Source organism: Clostridium neonatale (assembly GCF_900465025.1).
Classification (GTDB): Bacteria; Bacillota; Clostridia; order Clostridiales; family Clostridiaceae; genus Clostridium; species Clostridium neonatale.
The window spans coordinates 1,431,289-1,457,049 of record NZ_UICR01000002.1 but is presented as its reverse complement, the minus strand read 5'-3'; the positions used below and the strand labels follow the sequence as shown (position 1 = coordinate 1,457,049).

The following is a 25,761-nucleotide window of genomic DNA, read 5'->3' as shown; positions in this document are numbered from 1 at the left end:
AATTACAAAAATTTAAGGAGTGATAAACAATGAAAAAAATATTATTAGTATGTTCAGCAGGAATGTCTACAAGTTTACTTGTAACTAAAATGAAAGAAGCAGCAAAGGCAAAAGGAATTGAAGTAGAGATAGATGCTCTTCCAGTAGCAGAATGCAGTACCGCTGTTGAAAGTGTAGATATAGTTCTTTTAGGACCACAAGTACGTTTCCAAAAACCAACTGTTGAAAAACTTGTAAATGGCAGAATACCAGTAGAAGTAATTGACATGAGATTATATGGAACTATGAATGGAAAAGCAATTTTAGAAGATGCACTAAACAAGATTAATTAAGAAAAGAGGTTGAATACAATGAGTTTTATGGAAAAATTTCAAGGTTCTATTGAAAAAATATTAGTACCTATAGCTTCAAAATTAAATGCACAGAGACATGTATGCGCAGTAAGAGATGCCTTTATATTATCATTCCCATTAACTATGGCAGGATCTTTAATGGTATTACTTAATAATGTTTTCTTATCAGCAGATGGATTTATGTTTAAAATATTACAATTTGGCAAAATATGTCCTGGCATAGTTAAATTCCAGTCTGTATTTGCTCCAGTTGTTAAAGGTTCAGCTGATATTTTCTCAATACTAATAGTATTTTTAATAGCCAGAAACCTTGCAAAATCACTTAAGGGTGATGATTTATTGACCGGATTAACAGGAATTTCTGTTTACTTTATAATCTATCCTGATTATTTTAGCAATGAAGGCGTAAATTATCTTACAACTAGATATACAGGTGCTCAGGGATTATTTGTAGCAATCTTAGTTGGCTTATTAGTTGGTGAATTAATGTCTAGATTATCAAATTCTGATAAATTAGAAATTAAAATGCCAGAACAAGTACCACCAGCAGTTGCAAGATCATTCAAGGTATTGCTACCAATTATTATTACAACTATATTCTTCTCAGTTATTAACTACTTTGTTAAGATGGTTGCGCCAGGTGGATTACATGAATTAATCTACAACATAATCCAAACTCCATTAACTAAAATGAGTCAAAGCATATTCTCAGTACTTATATTATCATTCTTATCTCAATCACTTTGGGTTATGGGGATACATGGACCAAATACTATAGCAGCAATAAGAGATACTATGTTCTCAGAAGCAGGTAATGCAAACCTTTTATACGTTGCTAATCACGCTACTGCATGGGGGGCTCCTTATCCAATAACATACAGTGGTTTAGCAAGTGCTTTCTCTGAATATGGAGGTTCAGGATGTACATTAGGTTTAATTATAGCTATGTTAATATTCTGTAAAACAAAGGAATCAAAGAGTATAGCTAAACTTTCTTTAGCACCAGGAATATTCAATATAAATGAAATGGTTATATTCGGTTTACCAATAGTTTTAAATCCAATTTATATAATTCCATTTATATTAACACCAATTGTAAATATAATGATTGGTTATATAGCAGTTATGGTTCTTAAGATTATGCCACCAGTAGTAATTGGTATTCCTTGGACAACTCCAGGACCATTAATGCCTTTCTTAGGAACAGGTGGAAATATCACAGCATTAATTGTAGGATTCATATGTCTTGCAGTGAGTGTATTAATATATGCACCTTTTGTAATAGCAGCAAATAAAGCTGCAATTGTTGAAGCAGAAAATGAAATAGCAGAATCAATCTAATAATATAACTGCTGATGGAGTATGTTAAAGAATTGTATTGCATCAGGATAATAAATTAAAAAGTTTATGGATTGAGAAGAGGAGATTTACAAATGGAAGGAATTGAATTAATAGCTTTTGATATAATTAGTAATGTTGGAATGGCAAAATCATTAGCTGTTGAGGCATTAAGAGATGTCAGAGAAGGAAAGTATGATGAAGCAGAAAAGAAGATGAATGAAGCATCTGAATGTCTTGTAAAAGGACATCATGCACATACTTCATTGATACAAAAAGAAGCAGCTGGAGAAAAAGTTGAATTTTCATTAATAATAATGCATGCAGAAGATCAAATGATGGCAGCTGAGACAATTAAATCATTAATTGAAGAAATGATAGAAATGTTCAAGCAGTTAAATGATAAATAAGTTAAATAAATAAATATATATATTTATAAGGATACCTATATATAAATGCAGAAAAAGTGTTTAGAATATAGGTAATTCTTTATGTTTATAAATAATAAAAATATTGAAAAACAAAAGTAGATAATATAGTATTATAGTAGAAACACGAGTTTATGAGTAATAGGGGGATAAGTTTTTATGAATAGCAGTGAAATTGCAAAACTTGCAGGAGTATCACGTAGTACTGTATCTAGAGTTATAAATAATTATTCAAATGTTCCGGAAGAAACAAGAGAAAAAGTCTTAAAGGTGATTAAGGAATATGATTATGTACCACATGCTTCAGCAAGAATGCTTGCTGGAAGTAAAAACAGAGTCATCGGTTTATTTATTATAGATTTGGTACATAAAGAAGATGGGCTTAAAAGTAGAATTACAAAAAGTCCATATTATTTAGAATTTACTAGTTCAGTAATAGAAACTGCCAGTGAAATGGGATATACAGTTCTTGTTCATATAATACATACTGTTGAAGGTTACGAGAAAATTAAAGAGTGTTTTTATAACAAGACTATTTCCGGAGGTATTTTCATAGGGCAGAATGATGATGATGAATCAATAAAAACAATAATTTATAGAGGTTATAAGGTTGTATTAGTTGATCAGTCAATTAAACCTGATGATGCTGTATACAACAAGTGCATGATAGTAAATGCTGACAACTACAATGGTGCCTATAATGCTACAAAATATCTTATAGATATGAATCATACACAAATAGCACATATCACAGGAGGTACAGCTAAATTTTCTTCCAATGACAGAATTAGAGGATATAAAAAGGCACTAGAAGATTCTAGAATAAAAGTGAATAAGAACTTAATCATAAATAGTGAATTTGTTGAAAAAGGTGGATATGATGCTACTAAGAAATTATTAAGTAGAAACATTAAGTTTACAGCTATTTTCGCTAGTAATGACAAAATAGCATTTGGTGCAGTCAAGGCCATAAGAGAAGAAGGACTCAAAGTGCCAGAGGATATTTCTGTTATAGGATTTGATGATATTGAGGCATCAAAATATTTTAACCCACCACTTACTTCAATAAAAATGGAGTTAGTAGAAATGGCAGATATAGCAACAAAGTCGATTATTACATCTATAGAAAAAGATGTGAAATTTTCAGCTAATTATGTAATACCAGTTACTTTAGTTGAAAGAAAGAGCTGTGAAATTTTGAATAAGTAATCAAGTAAATTCCTGATAAAATATATTCTATAGGAATATCCTCCCTTCAGATGATTTGATTTAGATATTATGTGAATATAAAAAGGAAATTCAAGCATTAAGATAAATAATTGCAGTGATGAATTTGAATATAGATTTATTAAAGTATGTTGGTAAGTTGCAAAAAGTAGAATTTAGATATTTAGGATTAGATATTGATAATGTTCTTGATAAGTTGCTTACAGTTCAAGTTCTAATATGTTTAAGTATTAGTATTATATTTAGAAAGGCTGGCTTTCAGCCAAGTTCCTTTGAATTAATCTCATAAAATTATCAGGAGTTACGATTTTTACCTTTGGATTTTTATTTAGCTTATTAACTACATCATAAACATTATCCATAGTATTACTCCAAATATGAACATAAACAAATGTATAAGAATTAGGATCATTTATTCTAGTATAACCAGAACTAATTCGATTATTTATATTAGAAATAAGCTGATTTTCATCTTCTAATCCGGACCAAAGTAAATCCCTACAAGAAACTACTGGTTTATTATTTGACCATATTATTTGCCCTTCATAACTGTTGTTTTTATCATAATTAAGATAAAGAAGGCCTTCTATATTAGTATGAGATGTGTATTTATCCCACAAATCTTTTCTATAAAAGGCTTCATCATCAAGAATTAATACATTATGTTGATCAACTTTTGCCATATAATCGTTTAGTATTTTAGTGTAATTATCTAGTTCATCAGATGGAAATTTACTTGGGTATATATAGCCATTCCCAGAAGGAGCAACTACAAAATTATCATTATATTCTTTAGATGACGCGTTTTCATAGTATTTATTAAAAACAGTAGGAGCTAGATAATATAGAGAAGGATTTAGAGACCATCCTAAATTGAATCTGCCTCTATATGGAGAACCAAACCAATTTTTATTACTATAATTACTTCCAAGAAGCCATTGTGCATTATCTCCATCAGACATAATGAATGTTACATAATGAAAACCATCTTTTTCAATATCTGCTTTAGCCTTTTGTGTTTGAGATTTAAGTGGAAAAGAGCTTAAAACAGAAAGATTATAAGACCAATCGGAAGCAACCATATTTACGCCATATTTTGAAGCAAGTGAAACATTACCATGTTCATCAGGCCCCCAGCCTAGAATATGTCCATTATCATCCATTGAACTAAATATTTTTTCTCTTAAATCATAATCAGTTACATCATCTTCATAGAAAATTAAAGATTTAGATATCATTGCATAATCTCTTAAAGGGACATATTTGTCTGGCGATAATTCTATTACTGTGGAGTGATTTAATCCAGAATTCCAAAGAGTGTTGTAGGCCCAATATTTATCTGTATCTCTGCAATCTTTAACTAAGTTATTAATTCCATGATTATTTAAGATCAATTCTATAGACTCATCAATAGCAAGGGAGTCTTCTAAAGAAGCAAGTGTGCAAGCATTATTAATTGAAGATGGGTTTGAAGTACTATATAATACATAACCATTAACGTAAGATTTAAATTTCATTACTAATTTCCAAGGATTTTTTATTATTTTATATTTAATTTTATAATCATTTTTCAAATCATTAAGCCAGATTTTATAGTCTGGTTCGCTGGAAGTCAAAACATAAATCTGCGTGTCAGTTTTTGAAGCAATAAGTCCCTGGAGTGTTGATATCATAGTTTGCTCAGCTTTAGTCATATTATTTTCATCAATTATATAAAGTGTTTTTGGAATTATAGAATTTTTTATATAAATATCACTATTTTCATTAATTGGATTAATACAATCATTAGTCATATTTAGAGAACATGTTTCTAAACAATTATTTTTGCAGTCATTATAAAAATCTTTAAGAAATTTATATCTTTTGCCTATAAAAAAGTCTACAGCATTTCTAGATCGAATTCTAGATAGTAGAACTTGACGTGCAATAATATCATTTAAATTTACTTGATTACAATTTTTAATTATGTCATACATTATCATAAATGTTGTAGTTCTTCCTGCACCAGCTTTGCAGTGGAAATGCAGCCAGGTATTTTCAGGCTGATTGTTAACAAAATCAATAAAATATTTAACCATATCATCATTAGGTAACTCCCCATCTGTTACAGGAATTCTTAGGTATGAGATATTTTTATTTGTAACAAGCTGATTCTCATTTTCCACCCTAATTGGAGTAATTGTTTTATTAGTATTGAAAATAGTTAATGGCTCATTAATCTTTATAGAACTTAAATTTTTATTTTCTGTAGCAATAATATCGTCATAGCTTAATCCTTTATTAGCATTATTTTTTGAGTTAGCAAAGCTAATAGCAATACCATTTATGAATCCATGAGATTCCTCTCTCAAATCTACATCAATTATAGAAAAGTCATTACCTATTTCTTTTTGTATTAATGGAAGATTAAATTCAGTAAATTGTCCGCTTCCTGAAATATTTAGTTTATCCATACCAATTAAATTTAGAGATTTTAGTTTAGCTATATCGTTTATATTATTAGTTTTACGAAAATGTTGTGGTAAGTCTGAGATTGATTCAGAGTCCTGAATAATATGGATATCTTTAGAAGTAGAAGCTTGTGCTGGATAAGGTATAAAAGTAATTGTATAAAGTAAAGTAAATATTAGGATGAAAAATTTTTTACTGAAACTTTTCATAAAGACTACCTCCTAAATTAATATTAATAATATATAGGTTTTGTTAATTTTAGAGGCTTATTCAAAAAATGATAGAGGGACAGTAATTTTAATTGAAATTATAATGGAATATTTGATTAATAATGTAATTGATTTTTTAGCATTATTGAAATGTTATATAACACAATAAAAAAACAAAAAATTATTAATAAACATTGACAAAGTATGAGGGTTTGTTATAATGATAACAAGAAAATATATTGAAGGGAAACCAAAAGCATGAAAAAGGGAAATAAAATAACAGTTATGCAAAAATTTTATAGCTTTTTTTACTTTATAATCTGGGGCTTTTATTTTAGCGCTGGCTATTTATTTTGCAAAAAACTGAATAAAACCTTTTTAATGAGTGCTTAGTCTTTATAAAGTTTTTTGATAAATGAAATTAATATTTTTTGATATATTATAGAGCTCATTAATATAATGAGCTCTATTTTTTTATAATTAATAACAATAATTGCAAGGGGGCAAAATAAATGGTAGTAATATTAAAACAAAAAGCAAGTGAACAAGACGTAGAAAGATTAATAAAACAAATTGAAGCAAAGGGTGTTACAATAAGTCCGGTCCAAGGTAAAGAAATTAAAATTTTAGGATTGGTTGGGGATACAAGCAAAATTGATCCTTTAAATATTGAAGCAAATCCGATAGTTGATAGAGTAATGAAGGTACAAGAACCATTCAAAAAAGCAAATAGAGTGTTTCATCCAGAAAATACAATAGTTGATGTTAATGGAGTTCAAATTGGAGGAAAAAAATTAGCTATGATAGCTGGACCTTGTTCAGTTGAAACAGAAGAGCAAATTGTAGGAATTGCACAAGATGTTAAGAAAATGGGGGCTAATTTCTTAAGAGGAGGAGCATTTAAGCCAAGAACTTCTCCATATGCATTCCAAGGATTAAAATATGAAGGGCTAGAGTTATTAAAAGAAGCAAGAGAAAAGACTGGACTTCCGATAGTTACAGAGCTTATGTCTCCATATGATATAGAAAAATTCGTTGAAGATGTTGATGTAATTCAAGTTGGTGCAAGAAATATGCAAAATTTCGATTTACTTAAAGAACTTGGAAAAACTAATAAGCCAATTCTTTTAAAAAGAGGATTATCTGCTACAATAGAAGAGTGGCTAATGTCTGCTGAATACATTATGTCAGAAGGAAATGAAAATGTAATTCTTTGTGAAAGAGGAATAAGAACATATGAAACTTACACAAGAAACACATTGGATTTAAGTGCTATTCCAGCAGTTAAAAAATTAAGTCACTTACCAATAATCGTTGATCCAAGTCATGCGACAGGCAAGTATTGGATGGTAGAACCGTTAGCTAAAGCAGCAGTAGCAGTAGGAGCAGACGGACTTATTATAGAAGTTCATAATGATCCGGAAAATGCTTTATGTGATGGAGCTCAATCTATTAAGCCATCAAAATTTGAAAAATTAGTTGAAGAATTAAAGCCAATTGCAACTGCTGTTGGAAGAGGCATATAGCTCTTAGCGAAGAATTGAGCTTAGAGATATAGCCCATATCTACCTTTAGGTAGATATGTTCTTTAAATAGCTCTTAGCGAAGAATTGAGCTTAGAAATATAAAATATATATTCTTAGAAATATAAGAATATATATTTTAGAACTCAAGAATATGAGAATACAGGAATATATATTCTTGCATATTAGATAATTAGACTAGAAAATAAAATCAATAATCAAGAATAAGTAGTATTTTAAAATAAGGGGAGTGTAAAAATGGAAGACTTAGTAGTTAACCTAGGTGAAAGAAGCTATCCAATTATAATTAAAAAAGGACTAATTGACGAAACGGGTATAGAAATTAAGAAGGTTTTTAAAGGTAAAAAGATATTCATATTAAGTGATAAAAATGTTGCTTCTTATTATGGAGATAAAGTTAAAGAGTGCTTAATAAAAGAAGGTTATAATGTTAGATTAATGGCTTTAGAACCAGGAGAGGAGACTAAGTCTTTTAATACGCTTCCTTCTGTATATAACGAACTTTTAGATTTTAAACTAACAAGAAGTGATTTGATAATTACTCTTGGTGGTGGAGTTATTGGAGATCTTGGGGGATTTGTTGCTTCAACATTTTTAAGAGGTGTGGCTTTTGTTCAGATGCCAACTTCGCTGCTTGCTCAGGTTGATAGTAGTGTAGGAGGAAAAGTTGCTGTAGATCTAGAAAAAGGAAAAAACCTAGTTGGAAGCTTTTATCATCCTAAATTAGTTTTAATAGATCCAAATGTTTTAAAGACTTTAAGTGATAGATTTTTCAAAGATGGTATGGCAGAAGTAATTAAATATGGATGTATAAAAGACAGAGAATTTTTCTATTTCTTAAAAGATTTAAAAACAAAAGAGGAAGTTATGAACAACATAGAGAAAATTATACACACTTGTTGTGATATAAAAAGATGTGTTGTGGAAAATGATGAAAAAGATACTGGGGAGAGAATGTTATTAAATTTTGGACATACATTAGGCCATGCAGTAGAAACTTACTACAATTATAGCAAGTTTACTCATGGGGAAGCCGTTGCTATAGGAATGTATGAAATAAGTAAGATAGCAGAAGCAAAAGGCCTTACAGAAAGCGGAGTTGCAGAAGATATTAAAGAAATATTAATTCAATATGGACTTCCATATGAGGCACCAATAAAAGAAAGTTCAGATATATTAGACACAATATCTTTAGATAAAAAGAATATAGATAATGTTCTTAAAGTTGTTTTAATTAAAACAATGGGAGAAGCATATTTGGAAAAGACTACAGTAGATTTCTTTAGATAAATTATTGTATGAAAAATTTAAGGAAATATATTAAAAATTCTCAATGTTCAATGCTCAATGATTAATGAATTGAAAAAAGCAATATGCTTTTTATTATAGTATTTTTAGACAACCTATGGTTTTCTAAATTAATTGATCATTGATAATTGATAGTTGATAATTGAAAGGCGGTTAGCAATGGGGAATTATAAAGTTTATCCAAACAAGTTAAAAGGCAAAGTAAAAATACCACCTTCTAAGAGCATGGCACATAGGGCAGTAATTTGTGCAGCACTTAGTAATGGATTAAGCAAGCTTACTAATATTGATTATTCAGATGATATCATTGCAACTATTGATGCTATGAAATCTCTTGGGGCAATAATTAATAAGAAAGATTATTATCTTGAAGTTATAGGAATAAAATCTCCAGATAATAAATGTAAAGATATAGATTCTGAGAGAATCATAGATTGTAATGAATCTGGTTCTACACTTAGATTTTTAGTTCCAATAGCTGCAATTTTTGATGGGGCTAATAGATTTATAGGAAGAGGAAATCTTGGAAAAAGACCACTAGATACGTATTATAATATATTTGATGAACAAGGAATTAAATATACTTATAAGGAAGGAATATTGGATTTAGTTACTGAAGGTAAATTAAAAGCTGGGGAATTTAAGGTAAAAGGTAATATAAGTTCACAATTTATAACAGGATTGTTGTTTACGCTTCCTTTATTAGAGGGTGATTCTAAAATTATAATAACAACAGAAATGGAATCTAAAGGTTACATAGATTTAACATTAAGTGCTATGAAGGATTTTGGAATTAAAATTATAAATAATGATTATAGAGAATTTATTATAAAAGGAAATCAAACTTATGTAAGCAGAGATTACAGAGTTGAAGGAGATTATTCACAAGCAGCATTTTTCCTTTGTGCTGATGCACTTTCAAATGAAGTTATAGCAGAAGATTTAAAATTAGATTCACTTCAAGGTGATAAAGAAGTAATAGATATATTAGAAAGAATGGGAGTCAAGATTACTCCTAAAGATAATGGTTTCTTAGGAAAAGCACCTGAAAATTTAAAATCTACTATTATAGATGGCTCACAATGTCCTGATATAATTCCAGTAGTATCACTCGTGGCATGCTTATGTGAAGGATCATGCGAAGTTGTAAATGCAGGAAGATTAAGAATTAAAGAATGTGACAGATTAGCAGCAGTAACTTCTGAACTTAATAAGTTAGGTGCTAAAATCACAGAAAAAGAAGATGGACTCATAATAGAAGGTGTTAAAAAGCTTAAAGGTGGAGTTGAAGTTTGGAGTCATAAGGATCACAGAATTGCAATGACACTTGCAATAGCATCCACTGTATGTGATGAGCCGATTGTAATAAAAGATTACGAATGCGTTTCAAAATCTTATCCTATGTTTTGGGATGATTTTAAATGTTTAGGAGGTATAGTTGATGAGTGGAATGTGGGGAAATAAATTAAAAGTTTCAATATTTGGTGAATCACATGGTGTAGGAATTGGAATTACAATAGATGGACTTCCTTCAGGATTTGAAATAAACATGAATGAAATTCTTAAGGAAATGGCAAGACGTGCACCAGGAAAGAGTAAGCTTTCTACAGCAAGAAGAGAAACAGATTCACCGGAAATATTAAGTGGATATTTTGAAGGAAAAACAACAGGAACACCACTTTGCGCTATAATTAGAAACGGCGATCAGCATTCTAAAGATTATGGAAAATTAAAAGATTTAATGAGACCAGGTCATGCGGATTACCCAGGAAATATAAGATATAATGGATTTAATGATTACAGAGGCGGTGGACATTTTTCTGGAAGAATAACAGCACCACTTGTATTTGCAGGAGCTATATGTAAGCAAATATTAGAAAGTCATGGAATATTTATAGGATCACATGTAAAAAGTATTGGAGAAGTTGAAGATAAAAGTTTTAGTGAAGTAGAATTAACTAAAGAGTTATTAGATAATTTGAAAACAAAGGAACTTCCATTATTATTTTCAGATAAAGAAGCTCTTATGAGAGAAACTGTACTGAAAGCAAAAACAGATTTAGATTCAGTTGGAGGAACAATTGAATGTACTGTTCTTGGGATGAATCCTGGTATTGGAAATCCATTTTTTGATTCAGTGGAATCCACTTTAGCACATTTAATGTTTTCAGTTCCAGCAGTTAAAGGAATAGAATTTGGCAAAGGTTTTGAAATGACTAAACTTAGAGGCTCTGATTGCAATGATGAATACTATTATGATGGTGATAAAGTAAAAACTTATACAAATAATAATGGTGGAATTACAGGTGGAATTACTAATGGAATGCCAATATTATTTAAGGTGGGAATAAAACCAACAGCATCAATAGCTAAAAAGCAAAGAACAATAAATATAGATGAAAAGAAAGATGCTGAACTTGAAATACACGGAAGACATGATCCATGTATAGTACAAAGAGCAGTTCCTGTAATTGAAGCCGCTACTGCAATTGGAATACTTGACTTAATACTTTAATATTGGAGGTTCAGAATGTCAGATTTAGATGATTATAGAAAGAAAATAGATGAAATAGACCAGAAGATGACAGAGCTCTTTGAAGAAAGAATGAATGTTGTAATGAAGGTTGGAGAATATAAAAAAGCTAATAATCTTCCAGTTTTAAATAAGTCAAGAGAAGGAGAAGTTTTAAAAAAGAATATTGGATATCTTGAAAATAAAGAATATGCAGATGAGCTAAAAGCTTTCTTCATTAATATGATGAATATAGCTAAAGATCTTGAACATAAAAAGATGAAAGAAAAGTCTAATATTGATAAAATTTTTTCTAAACATAACATATATAAACACAAAAAAGAAAATTGTAGAGTAGGATTCTTTGGAGCTATAGGCTCGTTCTCAGAAGAGGCAATGATTAATCATTTCGGTGAAAGAGAAGATGCAAAATCATATAATGAATTTGAAGAAGTATTTGAAGCTGTGGAAAAAGAAGAGATAGATTATGGAGTAGTCCCAATAGAAAATTCATCAACTGGTGCCATTTCAAAAGTTTATGATTTACTATATAAATATGATTTTTATATTGTAGGTGAAGAATGTGTAAAGATAAATGAGCATTTGGTTGGAATTGAAGGAACTAAAATAGAAGAAATAAAAGAAGTTTATTCACATGAACAACCTTTCCAGCAAAGTACAGAATTTTTAAAGAATTATCCCGAGTGGAAACTTATACCGTTTCATAGCACATCAGTTAGTGCAAAACTTGTAAAAGATCTAAAGGATCCAACAAAAGCAGCAATAACAGGTGAAAGAGCAGCTAAGATATATGGACTTAATATAATAAAAGAGAAGATAAATAATAATAGTGAAAATACAACAAGATTTATAATTATATCAAAGAAAATTGAATCCGATTCAGAATGTAATAAAATAAGCGTTGTATTTTCAATGGAACATAAAGCAGGTACACTATATGAATTAGTTAGACATCTTGCAGAAAATCAGATAAATATGATTAAGATAGAGTCTAGACCAATGGAAAGTGGCGTATGGAAATATTTCTTGTATGTTGATTTCGAAGGAAACCTTGGTGATGTTAAAGTCCAAAAGGCATTAAAGAGTATTAATGAGAAAAGCTCATATTTTAAATTGCTTGGAGGATATTTGAGCAATTCATAATGCACAATGCACGATTTACAATTAAGGATGAAAAGCCAGAGGCTTTTCTTTGAATTTAGTATTGCATAAAAAATTGTTGCACAATTTTTATCCGCTTTGGTATATATAATATTTTAGATTTTACAACTCAAATCTATGCGTTTAACTTTATAAAAGGAGGAAAATCTTACAGATTTTCTTTAAATATAGTATTGCATAAAAAAATGTTATACAATTTTTATCCGCTTTGGTATTTATAATCTTTTGAATCTTATAACTCAGATCTATGAGTTTGACTTTATATATAGATAAAGTCAAAAGAAAAAATAAAAATTTGTAAATCTAAAATAAATAAAAAATCACTTGACATGAATAAAGGCAAAAATTACAGTCAACAGTCAAAGTAATTGTGAATTTTGAATCGTGAATTGCGAATTGAAAAAGGTGGTGTTGAAAATGGAGTTTTATGGATTATTAGGAGAAAAGCTAGGTCATAGTGTGTCGCCTGAAATTCATCATAAAGTTTTTTCTATTATGAATATAGAAGGAGCATATAAGAAATTTGAAGTTTCTAAAGAAGATTTAGGCAAGGTTGCAGATTCAATAAAAACTTTAAAGATAAAAGGTGTTAATGTAACAATTCCATATAAAAGAGATATCATGCCCTATTTAGATTTTATAGCAGATGAAGCAAAAAAAATTGATTCTGTAAATACTATATTATTAAAGGATAATAAGCTTTATGGATATAATACAGATTACTATGGTTTTGGAACTATCATAAATAGAAATAAGGTTGAGATTAATGATAAGGTGGCTATGGTACTTGGAACAGGTGGCGCATCAAAGGCTGTAGTGACTTATCTTTTGGATAATAATGTTTCAAAATTATATTTAGTTTCAAGAAGTAAAAATGTTGTGTCTTCTTATGATGATTCTAGAGTTGAATATATTACATATGAAGAAATAAAGCATGTAAAAGGTGATATCATTGTAAATACCACTCCAGTTGGAATGTATCCTAATATAGATGCGAGTCCAGTATCAGAAAATATCATAGATAATTTTAAAGTTTTAATTGATATAATATACAATCCAAGAAAAACTAAGTTTTTAGAAATTGGAGAAAATCTAAATAAAAAGATATGTGGTGGATTAGAAATGCTTGTTGGTCAAGCAATAAAATCAGAAGAATTTTGGCAGGATAGAAAAATAGATGATAAAGTGCTTGATGAAGTATATTCGTATATAGATAAAGTTTTATAATGATCAATTTTCAATTCTTAATGATCAATGAAGGGTAATTTTGCAACGCAAAATTTGAAATATATTTATAGAAATTCTCAAAGAATTTCAACATTAATTGGTAATTGAGCATTGATAAATCATAATTGATATGGGGTGTAGTATGGGGAAAAATATAGTTCTTATAGGCATGCCAGGATGTGGTAAAACAACACTTGGGAAAATCCTAAATAAAGAATTATCTATGGAATTCTATGATATGGACAATTATATAGAAAGAAAAACAGACAAAAAAATAAGTGAATTATTTGAAAAAGGGGAAAATTATTTTAGAGATATAGAAAGCTTAGCATGTGAAGAACTTTCTAAAAACAAAAATGTAATCATATCTACAGGCGGAGGAGTAATAAAAAGAAAAGAAAATATTGATTTTCTAAAGGAAAATGGTATTGTTATTTTTATTGATAGATCTGTTGATGATATTATTGGAGATGTGGATATTTCTAAAAGGCCGCTTTTGAAAGAAGGAAAAGAAAAAGTATTGAAACTATATGAGGAAAGATATTTACTTTACAAAAATTATGCAGATGAAATAGTAGTAAATAATAAAAATATAGAAGATACAAAAAATAAAATTATTGATATTTATAATAATTTATAGCTGAGAGCTCACAATAAATAGATAATTGAAAATTATGACTTACATTTTTTAATTTCTCTATATTTAAGAAGAAAATTATGAATTAAAAAAATTTAATTGTGAGTCATGAATTGTGAATTAGTAAATGAATTGTGAATTGTGAATTGATAAAAGGGGGTGTGTAAAATGAAGATTATGCTTATTAATGGTCCTAACTTAAATATGTTAGGGGTTAGGGAAAAAGGAATATATGGAGCAAGATCATATGAAGAAATCTGTAATTTTGTAAAAGAAGAAGCAGAAAAAAGAGGGCATGAAATAACACTATTTCAAAGCAACTGTGAAGGCGAAATAATTGATGAATTACAGAAGGCATATTATGAAAAATATGAAGGAATAATAATTAATCCAGGTGCTTATACCCATTATAGTTATGCAATACATGATGCAATAAGGGGTATAGATATACCAACAGTAGAAGTACATTTATCTAATATTCATACAAGAGAAGAATTCAGACACAAGTCAGTTACAGCACCAGCATGTATAGGACAGATGTGTGGATTTGGAGAAAATGGATATATATTGGCTATAAATGCTTTAGAAATGTATAAAAAGTAGTAGAAGGAATTATTATTAAATTATTTTATAATAATCCACGTAGTATAGTAGGAAAATATTAAGAAAAAATAGATGTTTAATGATTAATTATCAATAAGGAACTAAGATTTAAAGAAGTTTTTAGTATTATAATGTTCAGAGGAATTTTATTTAGTTTCTTTATTTATTGAAATTAGAATTAAACATTAATATATAAAAATATAGAGTAGGATAGGAGAACTAAAAATGATAATAATTATGAACCCAAAAGCAACGGAAGAAGAAGTTAGAAAGGTAAAGTCAGTAGTAGAAGGAAGGGGATTAGAAACTAATCTTTCAAAAGGTGATACTTATTTTATAATAGGAATAGTTGGAGATACCTCAGTAATAGATCCTAAAAAACTACAAGTGCTTAAAGGTGTAGATAGAGTTATGAAAGTTCAAGAGCCTTATAAAAAAGCAAATAGAATATTTAAACCAGAAGATACGATTGTTAAGGTTGAAAATTCAATAGTAGGTGGCGGACACCTTGGAATAATGGCTGGTCCATGTTCTGTAGAAAGTGAAGAACAAATTGTGGAAGTAGCGAAAAGAGTTAAAAAAGCAGGGGCAAACTTCTTAAGAGGAGGGGCATTCAAGCCAAGAACTTCACCATATAGCTTTCAAGGTTTAGAACTTGAGGGATTAAAGCTTTTAAAAATAGCTAAAGAGGAAACAGGATTACCAATAGTTACAGAACTTATGTCTACAGATTATTTAGATACATTTGTAGAGGAGGTTGATATGATTCAAATTGGTGCGAGAAATATGCAAAACTTTGATTTATTAAAGCAAGTTGGTAGAACAAAGAAGCCTGTATTATTAAAGAGGGGATTATCTTCAACAATAGAAGAGTGGCTTATGTCAGCTGAATATATAATGGCTGGGGGTAATGATAATGTAATACTTTGTGAAAGAGGTATAAGAACATTTGAAACAATAACAAGAAACACTTTAGATTTACAGGCAGTTCCTGTTATAAAAAAATTATCACATTTACCTATAATAATAGATCCAAGTCATGCAGGGGGATACGCATACTTAGTTGAACCAATGGCTAAAGCGGCTGTTATGTCAGGAGCAGATGGACTTATGATAGAAGTACATAATGATCCTGAAAATGCATTGAGTGATGGTCAGCAATCTTTAACTCCAGATGCATTCGATAAATTAATGTCAAAAATAAAAAAATTAGCAGATATGGAAGATAAACACTTATAAAAAGAGCAGATATGCTGCAATTTAAAAGGAAACTCCTATTCACATTCGTTCATAGGAGGGCTATACCACTAAGCTCGTATCTCGATAAGTGTTATATGCCAAGGAAACTCCTATTCACATTCGTTCATAGGAGGGCTATACCACTAAGCTCGTATCTCGCTAAGTGTTATATGCCAAGGAAACTCCTATTCACGTTCGTTCATAGGAGGGCTATAATGCTAGGTTCGTACCTCACCAAGCATTATATGCCAAAGAGTGGTTTGCTGTGATTTATAACTTTCATTTATAGAATAATTTTAAATTTTAGGGGGCTGTGTATTTATGAAAATAGTAGTTGTTGGACTTGGTGTTATTGGAGGTTCCTTTATTATGGCCTTGAAAGAGGCCGGATATAAGGATGTATACGGAATTGATGTAAATGAAGAAAGTTTAAAAAAGGCAAAAGAGAAAGAATTGATAAAAGAAGGTTTTAAAGATGGAAAGGAAATTATTAAAGAAGCAGATTTGATAATAATTTCTTTATATCCAAGATTAGTAAAGCAATTTATTCTTGATAATAAAGAAAACTTCAAAGATGGAGCACTTATAACTGATGCAACTGGAGTAAAGAAGTTTTTTATTGAAGATATTTTGAATATATTGCCAAATAACATAGATTTTATTTTTGGACATCCTATGGCAGGAAGAGAAAAGAAAGGGATTGATTTTGCATCAAGTCAAGTTTTTAAAGGTGCAAATTATATTTTGACTCCTATTAGCAGAAACAAACCTGAAAATTTAGATTTAGTAGAAGAATTAGTATATAAATTAGGATTTAAAAGAGTCAAAAGAATAGCACCTGAATATCATGATGAGATGATTGGATTTGTAAGCCAATTGCCACATGCTATTGCTGTTGGACTCATAAATAGTGATGTTGAAGGGCGTGAAACAGGGAATTTCATTGGGGATAGCTATAGAGATTTAACTAGAATTGCTAATATTAATGAAGACTTATGGTCAGAGCTATTTTTAGAAAATAAGGACAACCTGCTTAACTCAATCGATAACTTTGAAATTGAGTTAGATAAGATTAAGAATGCAATAAGAAATGATGATACACAAACATTAAAAGAGCTATTTATAAAATCAACTAAAAGAAGAGAAAAACTATAGGCACTAGAAAAAAATAAAAATATATTTTATTATTAATGTGAGTTTTTAATAAAATATATTTTTATTTTGCGTTTTAGTAGGATAAAATTAACTAATTATCTTTTATATAGAAAGCAAAATGGATATGTTATAATATAAATAAATATGTACTAGGAGGATAGATGATGACTAAATATGAGGAGATAGCAGAGGATATCAGGCAGGATATTATGAATGGTAAATATAATGTTAATCAGCAACTTCCATTAGAAAAAGAAATGTGTGAATATTATAATGTAAGTAGAATTACAATAAAAAAAGCAGTTGATCAGCTAGTTAGTGAAGGTTTAGTTGTTAAAAGAAGAGGAGCAGGGACTTTTATTAAAGATTTAGCATCTACTGAAGCTAGAGAATTAAGTATGTCTAGACAATTCACAGGATTTTCAGAAGGGCATAAATATAGTTCTGTAACTTCTAAAATAGTTAAATTTGAAGTTATTAATCCAGATGAGGAAATTGCTGATAAACTTAGAATTACAGTAGAAGACTTTGTATATCATATTATTAGAGTTAGATATTCTGATAATGTACCATTTGTTATAGAGTATACTTATATGCCAATATCGTTAATACCAGGCATAAAAAATGACGTATTAGAAAATTCCATTTATAGTTACATAGAAAATTCACTTAAATTAAAGATAAAGAGCGCTCATAGAACAATAAGAGCTATTGCCCCAAATGATACTGAACAAGAGTACTTAGAAATTGATAAAGGATTTCCTATATTAGAAGTTGAACAGATCGGTTTTTTAGATAATGGTAAGGCGTTTGAGTATTCAAAATCACATCATAAGGGAGATACGATAGAATTTAGATCTGTTAGTATAAAATAATAATATAAACCATTATTAGATACAAATAAGCGGAACTCTATATATTAAAAAAGAGTTTAGTTTTTATATTTTATCAATTAATATGGTGAAATACTTTAAAGACAGAAAGTTATATGAAAATTAATAATGTACTCGTTTTATTACCATTAAATGAAATAAGAAAAAGAGTAAATTTATTTAAATAGATTTATATACTAGACTTGAAAAAGAGGCAAGTATTTTCATAACCATAGAAAATGCTTGCCTCTTTTTTGCGTTTTATATATTGTTTAAAAATGTCATATTATAAGCATTTCGAAATTGCTTAGGAGTCAAATTTTCATATTTTTTAAAAAGTTTAAGAAAGTATTTTTCATCTATAAAACCTAATTCTTTTGCAATTTCTTTTATATTTAAATTTGAACTGCATAGAAGCCTTTTAGCATTAGAGATTCTTAAATAATTAATATATTCTTGCATACTCATACCCATTCTTTTTTTAAAATATCTAGCTAGATATTCTTTTGAAAAATTAAATTCATAAGCTACATCTTTAAGAGAGATATTTTTTGTTATGTGGATATTTATCCATTGTAATATTTTAGGCAAAGTATCTTCTTGAGGAACTATTTTTGGAGTTATTTTAAAATTTGAAATAACTTGTTCTGTTAGCTCTATTAAGAGAGATGTAAGAATATAATTTACGCTTTGATTAGTATAGTAATTTGATTGTGATAAATGCAATAATTGACGAAATAGTATGTTTATTCTATCAAGATTTAGATCAGTAGCAAAAGTAGGTATTAATATATTTGATTTTAAACCATCAAAATATGGATTGTTTTTAGTCATATGGATTTCAGGGATAATATCAATATGATTAGAAATACTACAAAATTCATTACAATAAAAATGAGCCCAATAAAAAGATGTACCTTTAGGTGAGGCAGCATATCCCTTATGTTTACGCCCCGGCTCTAGAAGAAGAAAATCCCCTTCTCTTAACTTATATTTTTCATCATCTTGTTCTATATAAACAGTTCCTTTATTAACTATAATTATTTCATAACTATCTATTATTCTCTCCATATGTATCCAATTACTATCAGATGTAAAATTTCCGCAAATTGAAGAAATTAAAGGAGTATCAATATTTGCTTTTAAATATCTCATTAGTCAATATTCACCACCTTTTGTTAATATAGTCTACCGACAATGGCTTTACGTTGTGGCATAGTTATATTGTACAAAGTATTAATCATAGTGTAAATGCAATTTAAAACACTTTAGATAAAAATAAAGATAAAAATATGGTTATCAAGTGAAACTAAATTAAATTGTAGTGCATATTGTAAAAGTTAGAGCTAATAAATGCATATATTCAGTAAGAGACATAATGGATAATAAAGGAAGGGCAGATAATAATATGGAAAAAGTGAAATTATTAGATGGACTGTTTAAAGTATCACAAGATAAGGGGAAGGAATACCTAGAATATTTAGATGTGGACAGACTTGTAGCACCATGCTATGAGGCAATAGGAAAAACTCCTAAAAAACCACGTTATGGTGGATGGGAATCAATGGATATAAGTGGCCATTCTTTAGGACACTTTTTATCAGCTTTAGCATCTATGTATGTTGCAGAAGGAGATGAAAATTTAAAATCAAAACTTGATTATGCTGTATCTGAACTTGCATATCTTCAAACTTTTGATGAAAAAGGATATGTTAGTGGATTTCCAAGGGAATGCTTTGATAAAGTATTTACTGGAGAGTTTAATGTTACAAGATTTGAACTTGGAGATAGTTGGGTTCCTTGGTATAGCATTCATAAGATATATGCAGGACTTATTGATGCATATGTATTAACTGGAAATGAACAAGCACTTGAGGTTGTTATAAAAATGGCTGATTGGGCTAAAAAGGGAAGCGATAATTTAACAGAAGAACAGTTTGATAGAATGCTTTACTGTGAACATGGTGGTATGTGTGAAGCTATGGCGAATCTTTACGAAATAACTAAGAATAAAGATTATCTAGATTTATCAAGAAGATTTTATCACAAAGAAACATTGACTCCATTAACAAAGTTAGAAGATGAACTGGAAGGAAAGCATGCAAATACTCAAATACCTAAGGTTATTGGTGCAGCAAGACTTTACGAAATTATTGGAAATGAAGATTATAAAAAAGCTGCTATATTTTTCTGGGATGTTGTTACTAGAAGCCGTTCATATGTTATAGGTGGAAATAGTAGAGATGAGCATTTTGGAAAGGCAGATACTGAAAAATTAGGAGTTACTACAGCTGAAACCTGTAATACTTATAATATGTTAAAGCTTACAGAACATTTATATTCATGGAATCATGATTCAAGATATATGGATTATTATGAAAATGCACTATATAATCACATACTTGCATCTCAAGATCCAGAGTCAGGAATGAAAACTTATTTTGTTTCAACTAAGCCTGGACATTTTAAAGTTTATTGCTCACCTGATAATTCCTTCTGGTGTTGTACAGGTACAGGAATGGAAAATCCAGCAAGGTATATAAGGAACATATATTATAGAGATAATGATGATTTGTATGTAAATCTGTATATTTCTTCGGAAATTAAATTGGAAGATAAGGGCATAATACTAAAACAAGAAACAAATTTTCCTGAAAGTGATAGCACAAGATTTGTATTTGAAGAAGGTGAAGAAAAGTTTATTAATATAAACATAAGAGTTCCATATTGGGTAAATGGAGAAGTTAAGGTAGTTGTAAATGGAAGTACTGAATATTCTAAAGCAGAAAAGGGATATATATCTATAGAAGGTAACTGGAATAAGGGTGATATTATAGATGTGAAACTGCCAATGAATATACATGTTTATGCTTCAAAAGAAGATAAAAGTAAAATTGCTTTTATGTATGGACCAATTGTTCTTGCTGGAGCATTAGGAAGAGAGAACTTTCCAGAAACAGATATTTTAGAGGATCAATTAAAATTAAATCACTATCCAGGAATTATAGTTCCAACCTTAGTAACAGATAATTTAAATATTGAAGAATGTATAAAACCTGTAAATATTTCAAAATTAATTTTCGAAACTGAATCAATAGGTGAGCCAGGAAATGTGAAATGCACATTAATTCCATTTTATGCACTTCATCATCAAAGATATACAATTTATTGGACAAGGATGACAAGTGAAGAATATAAGAAAAATGAATTAGCAAGTGCTGATTATCAAGAAAAATTAGATAGAATAACTATAGATTCAGTGAATCCAAATGAACAGCAACCAGAAATAGAGCACAAAATGAAATGTAAAAATTCAACGTCTAATTATTCTAGTGAAGCTGGAAGAGGATGGCGTGAAAGTATGGATGATGGGTATTTTAGCTATGAAATGTCTGTAGATTCAGATGAACAAAACTATTTAGCCGTAACATATTGGGGTAGTGATAAAGAGTGTTTTATTGATGGAAAAAGATATATAAGAGAATTTAATATATATGTAGATGGTACTTTGATATTACAAGAAACATTAAATGAAAATAAGCCTTATGCACTTTTTGACAAATTCTATGTTATACCTAAAGAATTTACTAATGGTAAAGGGAAAATTGAAGTTAAATTTACTTCAAGTGATGAGAAAATTGCAGGTAGAATTTTTGGAATAAGAATTGTATCAAAAAATGAACTATAAGTCATTAAATATATAAATTTTTAAAGTTTAGACAATTAGTAATCTATAGATATCAATGATATATCTTTGATACGTCTTATAGTTTTAGCAATAGCTATTATTTAATTATAAGGTATTGTGTACAATCATATTATAAACATTTATACAAAATCTTTCTATTTTATTTGTTACATGATTACTTATAAGAAAGGTTTTTATAAATGTTTTTCTTTCAATTACGAAATTATTATTTTAAATTATAATCACTATAATCAGATAAAAATAAGGAGTATGAAAGGAGTAAAAGGGTATATGAGAGTTATTTTAAAGATGATTATTGTAGATGATGAACCAAGGCATCGTAAGGGATTAGTAAATCTTATTGGAAAGTTAAGACCTAATTATGAAATAAATCAATTTAAAAATGGAAACGAAGCTTTAGAATATTTAAACAAGAACAAAGTAGATATTATAATAACAGATGTAAAGATGCCAATTATGGATGGAATATCATTTGTTAAGAAACACAAGGAAAATGAAAAAAGCGCTAAGATAATAATTTTAAGTGGATATGCAAATTTCGAATATGCTCAGAATGCTATAAGTTTAGGTGCTTTTGACTATATATTAAAACCAGTTGATGAAGAGATAATATCTGAAATGTTAATAAAAGTGGAAAAAAGTATTTATGAAGAAGAGGAACAAAGAAAAAGAGAAGAACAGCTATTAGAGAGTTTAAAGAGTAAAATGCAAGTTTATTCAGAATGGGAATTTAATAAATGGATAAAAGGAGAAGTTAAGAAAGAAAATTTATTAGAGGTCAAAAAATATTTAGCTGAAGATGGACAAGGATGGATAATAATTACGAAAATAAGCGATGATATAGATGAAAATAAAGAGGAAATTTTAAATGATATTAAAGATGTAATTACAGAGAAGCTTAGATGCTATGGAAATGTTATATCTTTTTATTTACGCGATAATGAAAAAATGTTAATAGCTGCAATTAAAAGAAATGATAATAATTTTTATGAAGTAGAGTTTCAACAGTTAAATGAAATAGTAGACTATATTAAGAGTGAGTATTGTATAAATATAGCTATTGGTGTAAGTAGTAAGTGCAATAGTATTTATGAAGATGCAAGACGATGTTTTGATGAAGCCGTTGATGCATTAAAACTAAGATTCTATTTTAAAAATAGTAAAATTATGAGTTTTTCTGATAAAAAGCAAATTAGAAAAAAAGTGTGATTATTAGTTATAAAGATGAAGAAAGGTTTAATGAATTGATTTGCAAACAAGATAAGATTGAAGCAACCAATTTAGTGAATAATATTTTAAGTAAATTTATGGAGTGTGGCTATTCAGAGCCAAATGAACTTAAGAATTATATTATAAGATTAATTATTAATAGCACAAAAGAAGTCGAAAATTTTATGACAAGTGAGACGTATACTGAAATCACAACTAATATTATTAATACAATAAATTTAAGCAAAGATATAGTAGAGCTAAAGCGAAACTGTAATTTGATAATAATAAAGATAATTAGTGTGCTTGAAAGATGGAAGAGTGATAAAAGTAGAGTCATTTTTGATAAATATTTGAAGTATATACAAGACAATTACATGTATGATATTTCTCTAGAAAGTGTTTCGGAAAAATTTCATTTTAATTCAAGCTATTTCAGTGCTATGTTCAAAGAAAGAGCAGGCATGAATTTTGTTAAGTATCTATTGAAATTGAGAATTCAAAAATCTTGCGAATTGTTATTAAATAGTGATAAGAAAGTATATGAGATATCAGCCTTAGTTGGATATAATGATGTGAAATATTTTAATAGAGTATTTAAGAATGAAATGAATGTTTCTCCAGATGAGTATAGACGTTTAAATTCATTAAATAAACGAGGTGCAATGTGAATTCATTAAAAAATAAATTTATCACCATTATTAATAACATTGGACTTAGACAAAAATTAAATATAACTTATATAATATTAATTGTAATACCAATAATCATAATGACTGCTGTTTACTATAAAATAAGTTCTGATATTATTATAAAAAATGCAGAAGATAGTTCTTTAAAAATAGTTAAAAATAATAATAACTTAATAAATTTAAAATTAAATAAAATAGTAGAAAGTTCAGATGCAATAACATTAGATAATGATTTATATGATATAGTACATGATTATAAAGAATCTAGCGCATCTCAATTAATTGCGCTAGATAAGAAGATAAATAGTATATTATTTAAGTATTTTAATAATTCAGATGTTTATTCATCTCATATTATTACCAGTTATTATAACTTTGGAAGTGGTGAGATACCAATACCTAAAAATTATTTTTATACATCTAAATTATATAAAATTGCACAAGAAAGTAATGGCTCTTTAACATGGGTGCCAACATATAAGTTTACAGACGTATATAATTCAAATGAACTGGAAGATATGGATATAGAATATAGATATTTATTTTCTGCAGTAAAAATAATTAACAATTTAAATCGTGATAACATACGTTTTGATGATTTAGATGAAAATACTGAAAAGCCATTACTAATAATAAATTTTAAACCTAATTTATTTAAAGACATTGTTGAAAGTGATATCCAATATAAAGAATCTCAGTATTTTATATTTTCATCTATGGGGGACATAGTATATAGCACAAATGCATCTGACTTGGCTACAAAGAAAAAACCAATGTGGCTAGAAGAAATAGCTGAAAATAAGAGTGGAAAAATAAAAAAAGATATAGATGGAAAGAAAATGATAATATGCTATGACACCATAGAATCCACAGGATGGGTATCAGCAGTAGTTATTCCAGTAGATTCTATTTTAATAGAATTAGCTAGTATGCGTTATTTTATATTATTTTTAGGAATTATACTAATAATTTTAGCTTCAATATGTGCTAGTTTTATATCAAAATCTATTACAAAACCAATAGATAAATTACTAGTAGCTATTAAAAAAATGGGCGAGGGAAAGTTTTCTACTAAAGTTCAAGTAAATAGAAATGATGAAATAGGAAATCTTATTAAGAAATTTAATGAGATGGATGATAAGATTTCAACTTTAATTGAAGAGAACTATATAAGTAGTATAAGAGAAAAAGAAGCTATAATAATGTCTTTAAATATTCAATTAAACCCACATTTTCTTTATAATACTTTAAATATTATTAATTGGATTGCTATTGAGAATAATGAAAAGGAAATTAGTAAAATGATCATTAGCCTTTCAAGCATGTTAAGATATACTGCACATAATAATGAAGAAATTTCTGACTTTAAGAAAGATTTGGAATGGTTAAAAAAATATATCTACATAATGCAAAATAGATTTGAGGATAAATTTAATGTTTTTTATGAGATAGATGAAGACGTAGAATTCTATAAAGTTCCAAAGCTTTTTTTACAGCCTTTTGTAGAAAATTCAATTATTCATGGATTTAGTATGATTGATAGTGGAGGAAGTCTAAAAATAACAGGAAGATTAGAAGGAGAGATGGTATATTTTAGTGTTGAAGATAATGGTAGGGGAATGGATAATAAAAGAATAAAAGAAGTCATGGAAACAAATACGGATAATATTGGTATAAGAAATGTGAATAATAGAATTAAGTTGATTTATGGAGACAGGTATGGTGTCACTATTCAATCGGAAATAAATAGAGGTACTAGAATCACAATAAATTTACCTAAAAGTGAAAAAACTAAAAAAAGTATACTAATCCAATAAAGTTAGAATTTAACTTATAAACGTTTTCAAATATAATTTACTTGTAAGA

21 protein-coding genes are annotated in these 25,761 nt (G+C 28.5%); 19 read left to right on the top strand and 2 right to left on the bottom strand.

What is annotated here, in order from left to right:
* The first annotated feature begins 29 nt into the window (after positions 1–29).
* From CNEONATNEC86_RS18155 to CNEONATNEC86_RS18140, 4 genes are all read left to right on the top strand, one after another.
* The gene (locus tag CNEONATNEC86_RS18155; protein ID WP_058296560.1) at positions 30–332 is read left to right on the top strand and encodes a PTS sugar transporter subunit IIB; all 303 of its coding nucleotides are present in this window, start codon (positions 30–32) and stop codon (positions 330–332) included.
* Between the two features lie 18 nt (positions 333–350).
* Entirely contained in the window at positions 351–1,694 is a 1,344-nt protein-coding gene (locus CNEONATNEC86_RS18150; RefSeq protein WP_058296559.1) for a PTS sugar transporter subunit IIC, read from the top strand.
* Between the two features lie 92 nt (positions 1,695–1,786).
* On the top strand, positions 1,787–2,101 hold the full coding sequence (locus tag CNEONATNEC86_RS18145) for a PTS sugar transporter subunit IIA (protein ID WP_058296558.1): 315 nt from the start codon (positions 1,787–1,789) through the stop codon (positions 2,099–2,101).
* Between the two features lie 177 nt (positions 2,102–2,278).
* Positions 2,279–3,328 (top strand): LacI family DNA-binding transcriptional regulator, encoded by a 1,050-nt coding sequence (locus CNEONATNEC86_RS18140; RefSeq protein WP_058296557.1) that lies wholly within the window; start codon positions 2,279–2,281, stop codon positions 3,326–3,328.
* Between the two features lie 260 nt (positions 3,329–3,588).
* Here CNEONATNEC86_RS18140 and CNEONATNEC86_RS18135 read toward each other — a convergent pair whose 3' ends face one another.
* Positions 3,589–6,006 carry a GxGYxYP domain-containing protein gene (locus tag CNEONATNEC86_RS18135; protein ID WP_159136533.1) on the bottom strand — a complete coding sequence of 806 codons (2,418 nt, stop codon included), beginning with the start codon at positions 6,004–6,006 and terminating at the stop codon, positions 3,589–3,591.
* A gap of 512 nt (positions 6,007–6,518) precedes the next feature.
* Here CNEONATNEC86_RS18135 and aroF (CNEONATNEC86_RS18130) point away from each other — a divergent pair.
* The 11 genes from aroF (CNEONATNEC86_RS18130) to CNEONATNEC86_RS18080 all read left to right on the top strand — a co-directional run bounded on the left by aroF (CNEONATNEC86_RS18130) (position 6,519) and on the right by CNEONATNEC86_RS18080 (position 18,288).
* Positions 6,519–7,532 (top strand): 3-deoxy-7-phosphoheptulonate synthase, encoded by a 1,014-nt coding sequence (gene aroF / locus CNEONATNEC86_RS18130; protein ID WP_058296555.1) that lies wholly within the window; start codon positions 6,519–6,521, stop codon positions 7,530–7,532.
* A gap of 255 nt (positions 7,533–7,787) precedes the next feature.
* A complete protein-coding gene (gene aroB / locus CNEONATNEC86_RS18125; RefSeq protein ID WP_058296554.1) occupies positions 7,788–8,840 on the top strand; it encodes a 3-dehydroquinate synthase in 1,053 nt (350 codons plus the stop codon).
* A gap of 177 nt (positions 8,841–9,017) precedes the next feature.
* Positions 9,018–10,322 (top strand): 3-phosphoshikimate 1-carboxyvinyltransferase, encoded by a 1,305-nt coding sequence (gene aroA / locus CNEONATNEC86_RS18120; RefSeq protein WP_058296553.1) that lies wholly within the window; start codon positions 9,018–9,020, stop codon positions 10,320–10,322.
* Positions 10,300–11,373, top strand: a complete 1,074-nt coding sequence (gene aroC, locus CNEONATNEC86_RS18115; RefSeq protein ID WP_058296552.1) for a chorismate synthase — start codon at positions 10,300–10,302, stop codon at positions 11,371–11,373. The genes aroA and aroC overlap by 23 nt, the downstream gene beginning before the upstream one ends.
* Positions 11,374–11,388: 15 nt before the next feature.
* Positions 11,389–12,534, top strand: a complete 1,146-nt coding sequence (gene pheA / locus CNEONATNEC86_RS18110) for a prephenate dehydratase (RefSeq protein ID WP_159136532.1) — start codon at positions 11,389–11,391, stop codon at positions 12,532–12,534.
* 435 nt (positions 12,535–12,969) lie between these two features.
* Complete coding sequence (gene aroE / locus CNEONATNEC86_RS18105; RefSeq protein WP_159136531.1) at positions 12,970–13,779, top strand: shikimate dehydrogenase; 810 nt, start codon at positions 12,970–12,972, stop codon at positions 13,777–13,779.
* Between the two features lie 130 nt (positions 13,780–13,909).
* Positions 13,910–14,419, top strand: a complete 510-nt coding sequence (locus CNEONATNEC86_RS18100; protein WP_394372120.1) for a shikimate kinase — start codon at positions 13,910–13,912, stop codon at positions 14,417–14,419.
* Between the two features lie 165 nt (positions 14,420–14,584).
* Positions 14,585–15,019: a type II 3-dehydroquinate dehydratase gene (gene aroQ / locus CNEONATNEC86_RS18095; RefSeq protein ID WP_159116858.1), complete on the top strand. Its 435-nt coding sequence runs from the start codon at positions 14,585–14,587 to the stop codon at positions 15,017–15,019.
* A 225-nt stretch (positions 15,020–15,244) separates the two neighbouring features.
* On the top strand, positions 15,245–16,258 hold the full coding sequence (aroF, locus tag CNEONATNEC86_RS18090) for a 3-deoxy-7-phosphoheptulonate synthase (RefSeq protein WP_159136529.1): 1,014 nt from the start codon (positions 15,245–15,247) through the stop codon (positions 16,256–16,258).
* Positions 16,259–16,579: 321 nt separating this feature from the next.
* Positions 16,580–17,413 carry a prephenate dehydrogenase gene (locus tag CNEONATNEC86_RS18085; protein WP_058296546.1) on the top strand — a complete coding sequence of 278 codons (834 nt, stop codon included), beginning with the start codon at positions 16,580–16,582 and terminating at the stop codon, positions 17,411–17,413.
* A 164-nt stretch (positions 17,414–17,577) separates the two neighbouring features.
* Positions 17,578–18,288, top strand: a complete 711-nt coding sequence (locus tag CNEONATNEC86_RS18080; RefSeq protein WP_058296545.1) for a GntR family transcriptional regulator — start codon at positions 17,578–17,580, stop codon at positions 18,286–18,288.
* Between the two features lie 258 nt (positions 18,289–18,546).
* Here the strand turns inward: CNEONATNEC86_RS18080 and CNEONATNEC86_RS18075 are convergent, their stop codons facing one another.
* Entirely contained in the window at positions 18,547–19,440 is an 894-nt protein-coding gene (locus CNEONATNEC86_RS18075) for an AraC family transcriptional regulator (protein WP_159136528.1), read from the bottom strand.
* 223 nt (positions 19,441–19,663) lie between these two features.
* On the opposite strand from CNEONATNEC86_RS18075, the gene CNEONATNEC86_RS18070 reads away from it, so the two are divergent.
* The 4 genes from CNEONATNEC86_RS18070 (at position 19,664) to CNEONATNEC86_RS18055 (ending at position 25,712) form a co-directional block, all read left to right on the top strand.
* Positions 19,664–21,973, top strand: a complete 2,310-nt coding sequence (locus CNEONATNEC86_RS18070; protein WP_200848540.1) for a glycoside hydrolase family 127 protein — start codon at positions 19,664–19,666, stop codon at positions 21,971–21,973.
* A gap of 291 nt (positions 21,974–22,264) precedes the next feature.
* Positions 22,265–23,203, top strand: a complete 939-nt coding sequence (locus tag CNEONATNEC86_RS18065; protein ID WP_159136527.1) for a response regulator — start codon at positions 22,265–22,267, stop codon at positions 23,201–23,203.
* Positions 23,200–23,874 carry a helix-turn-helix domain-containing protein gene (locus CNEONATNEC86_RS18060; RefSeq protein ID WP_159136526.1) on the top strand — a complete coding sequence of 225 codons (675 nt, stop codon included), beginning with the start codon at positions 23,200–23,202 and terminating at the stop codon, positions 23,872–23,874. The genes CNEONATNEC86_RS18065 and CNEONATNEC86_RS18060 overlap by 4 nt, the downstream gene beginning before the upstream one ends.
* Positions 23,871–25,712 carry a sensor histidine kinase gene (locus CNEONATNEC86_RS18055; RefSeq protein WP_159136525.1) on the top strand — a complete coding sequence of 614 codons (1,842 nt, stop codon included), beginning with the start codon at positions 23,871–23,873 and terminating at the stop codon, positions 25,710–25,712. The genes CNEONATNEC86_RS18060 and CNEONATNEC86_RS18055 overlap by 4 nt, the downstream gene beginning before the upstream one ends.
* The last annotated feature ends 49 nt before the right edge of the window (positions 25,713–25,761 follow it).

Excerpts from the sequence above, each read along its gene's own strand:
- aroF (WP_159136529.1), top strand. The coding sequence starts at position 15,245 with ATGATAATAATTATGAACCCAAAAGCAACGGAAGAAGAAGTTAGAAAG.
- aroE (WP_159136531.1), top strand. The coding sequence starts at position 12,970 with ATGGAGTTTTATGGATTATTAGGAGAAAAGCTAGGTCATAGTGTGTCG.
- CNEONATNEC86_RS18155 (WP_058296560.1), top strand. The coding sequence starts at position 30 with ATGAAAAAAATATTATTAGTATGTTCAGCAGGAATGTCTACAAGTTTA.
- CNEONATNEC86_RS18070 (WP_200848540.1), top strand. The coding sequence starts at position 19,664 with ATGGATAATAAAGGAAGGGCAGATAATAATATGGAAAAAGTGAAATTA.
- CNEONATNEC86_RS18065 (WP_159136527.1), top strand. The coding sequence starts at position 22,265 with ATGAGAGTTATTTTAAAGATGATTATTGTAGATGATGAACCAAGGCAT.
- pheA (WP_159136532.1), top strand. The coding sequence starts at position 11,389 with ATGTCAGATTTAGATGATTATAGAAAGAAAATAGATGAAATAGACCAG.
- aroC (WP_058296552.1), top strand. The coding sequence starts at position 10,300 with ATGAGTGGAATGTGGGGAAATAAATTAAAAGTTTCAATATTTGGTGAA.
- aroQ (WP_159116858.1), top strand. The coding sequence starts at position 14,585 with ATGAAGATTATGCTTATTAATGGTCCTAACTTAAATATGTTAGGGGTT.
- aroF (WP_058296555.1), top strand. The coding sequence starts at position 6,519 with ATGGTAGTAATATTAAAACAAAAAGCAAGTGAACAAGACGTAGAAAGA.
- CNEONATNEC86_RS18145 (WP_058296558.1), top strand. The coding sequence starts at position 1,787 with ATGGAAGGAATTGAATTAATAGCTTTTGATATAATTAGTAATGTTGGA.
- CNEONATNEC86_RS18150 (WP_058296559.1), top strand. The coding sequence starts at position 351 with ATGAGTTTTATGGAAAAATTTCAAGGTTCTATTGAAAAAATATTAGTA.
- aroA (WP_058296553.1), top strand. The coding sequence starts at position 9,018 with ATGGGGAATTATAAAGTTTATCCAAACAAGTTAAAAGGCAAAGTAAAA.
- CNEONATNEC86_RS18135 (WP_159136533.1), bottom strand. The coding sequence starts at position 6,006 with ATGAAAAGTTTCAGTAAAAAATTTTTCATCCTAATATTTACTTTACTT.
- CNEONATNEC86_RS18080 (WP_058296545.1), top strand. The coding sequence starts at position 17,578 with ATGACTAAATATGAGGAGATAGCAGAGGATATCAGGCAGGATATTATG.
- aroB (WP_058296554.1), top strand. The coding sequence starts at position 7,788 with ATGGAAGACTTAGTAGTTAACCTAGGTGAAAGAAGCTATCCAATTATA.
- CNEONATNEC86_RS18075 (WP_159136528.1), bottom strand. The coding sequence starts at position 19,440 with ATGAGATATTTAAAAGCAAATATTGATACTCCTTTAATTTCTTCAATT.
- CNEONATNEC86_RS18085 (WP_058296546.1), top strand. The coding sequence starts at position 16,580 with ATGAAAATAGTAGTTGTTGGACTTGGTGTTATTGGAGGTTCCTTTATT.
- CNEONATNEC86_RS18140 (WP_058296557.1), top strand. The coding sequence starts at position 2,279 with ATGAATAGCAGTGAAATTGCAAAACTTGCAGGAGTATCACGTAGTACT.
- CNEONATNEC86_RS18100 (WP_394372120.1), top strand. The coding sequence starts at position 13,910 with ATGGGGTGTAGTATGGGGAAAAATATAGTTCTTATAGGCATGCCAGGA.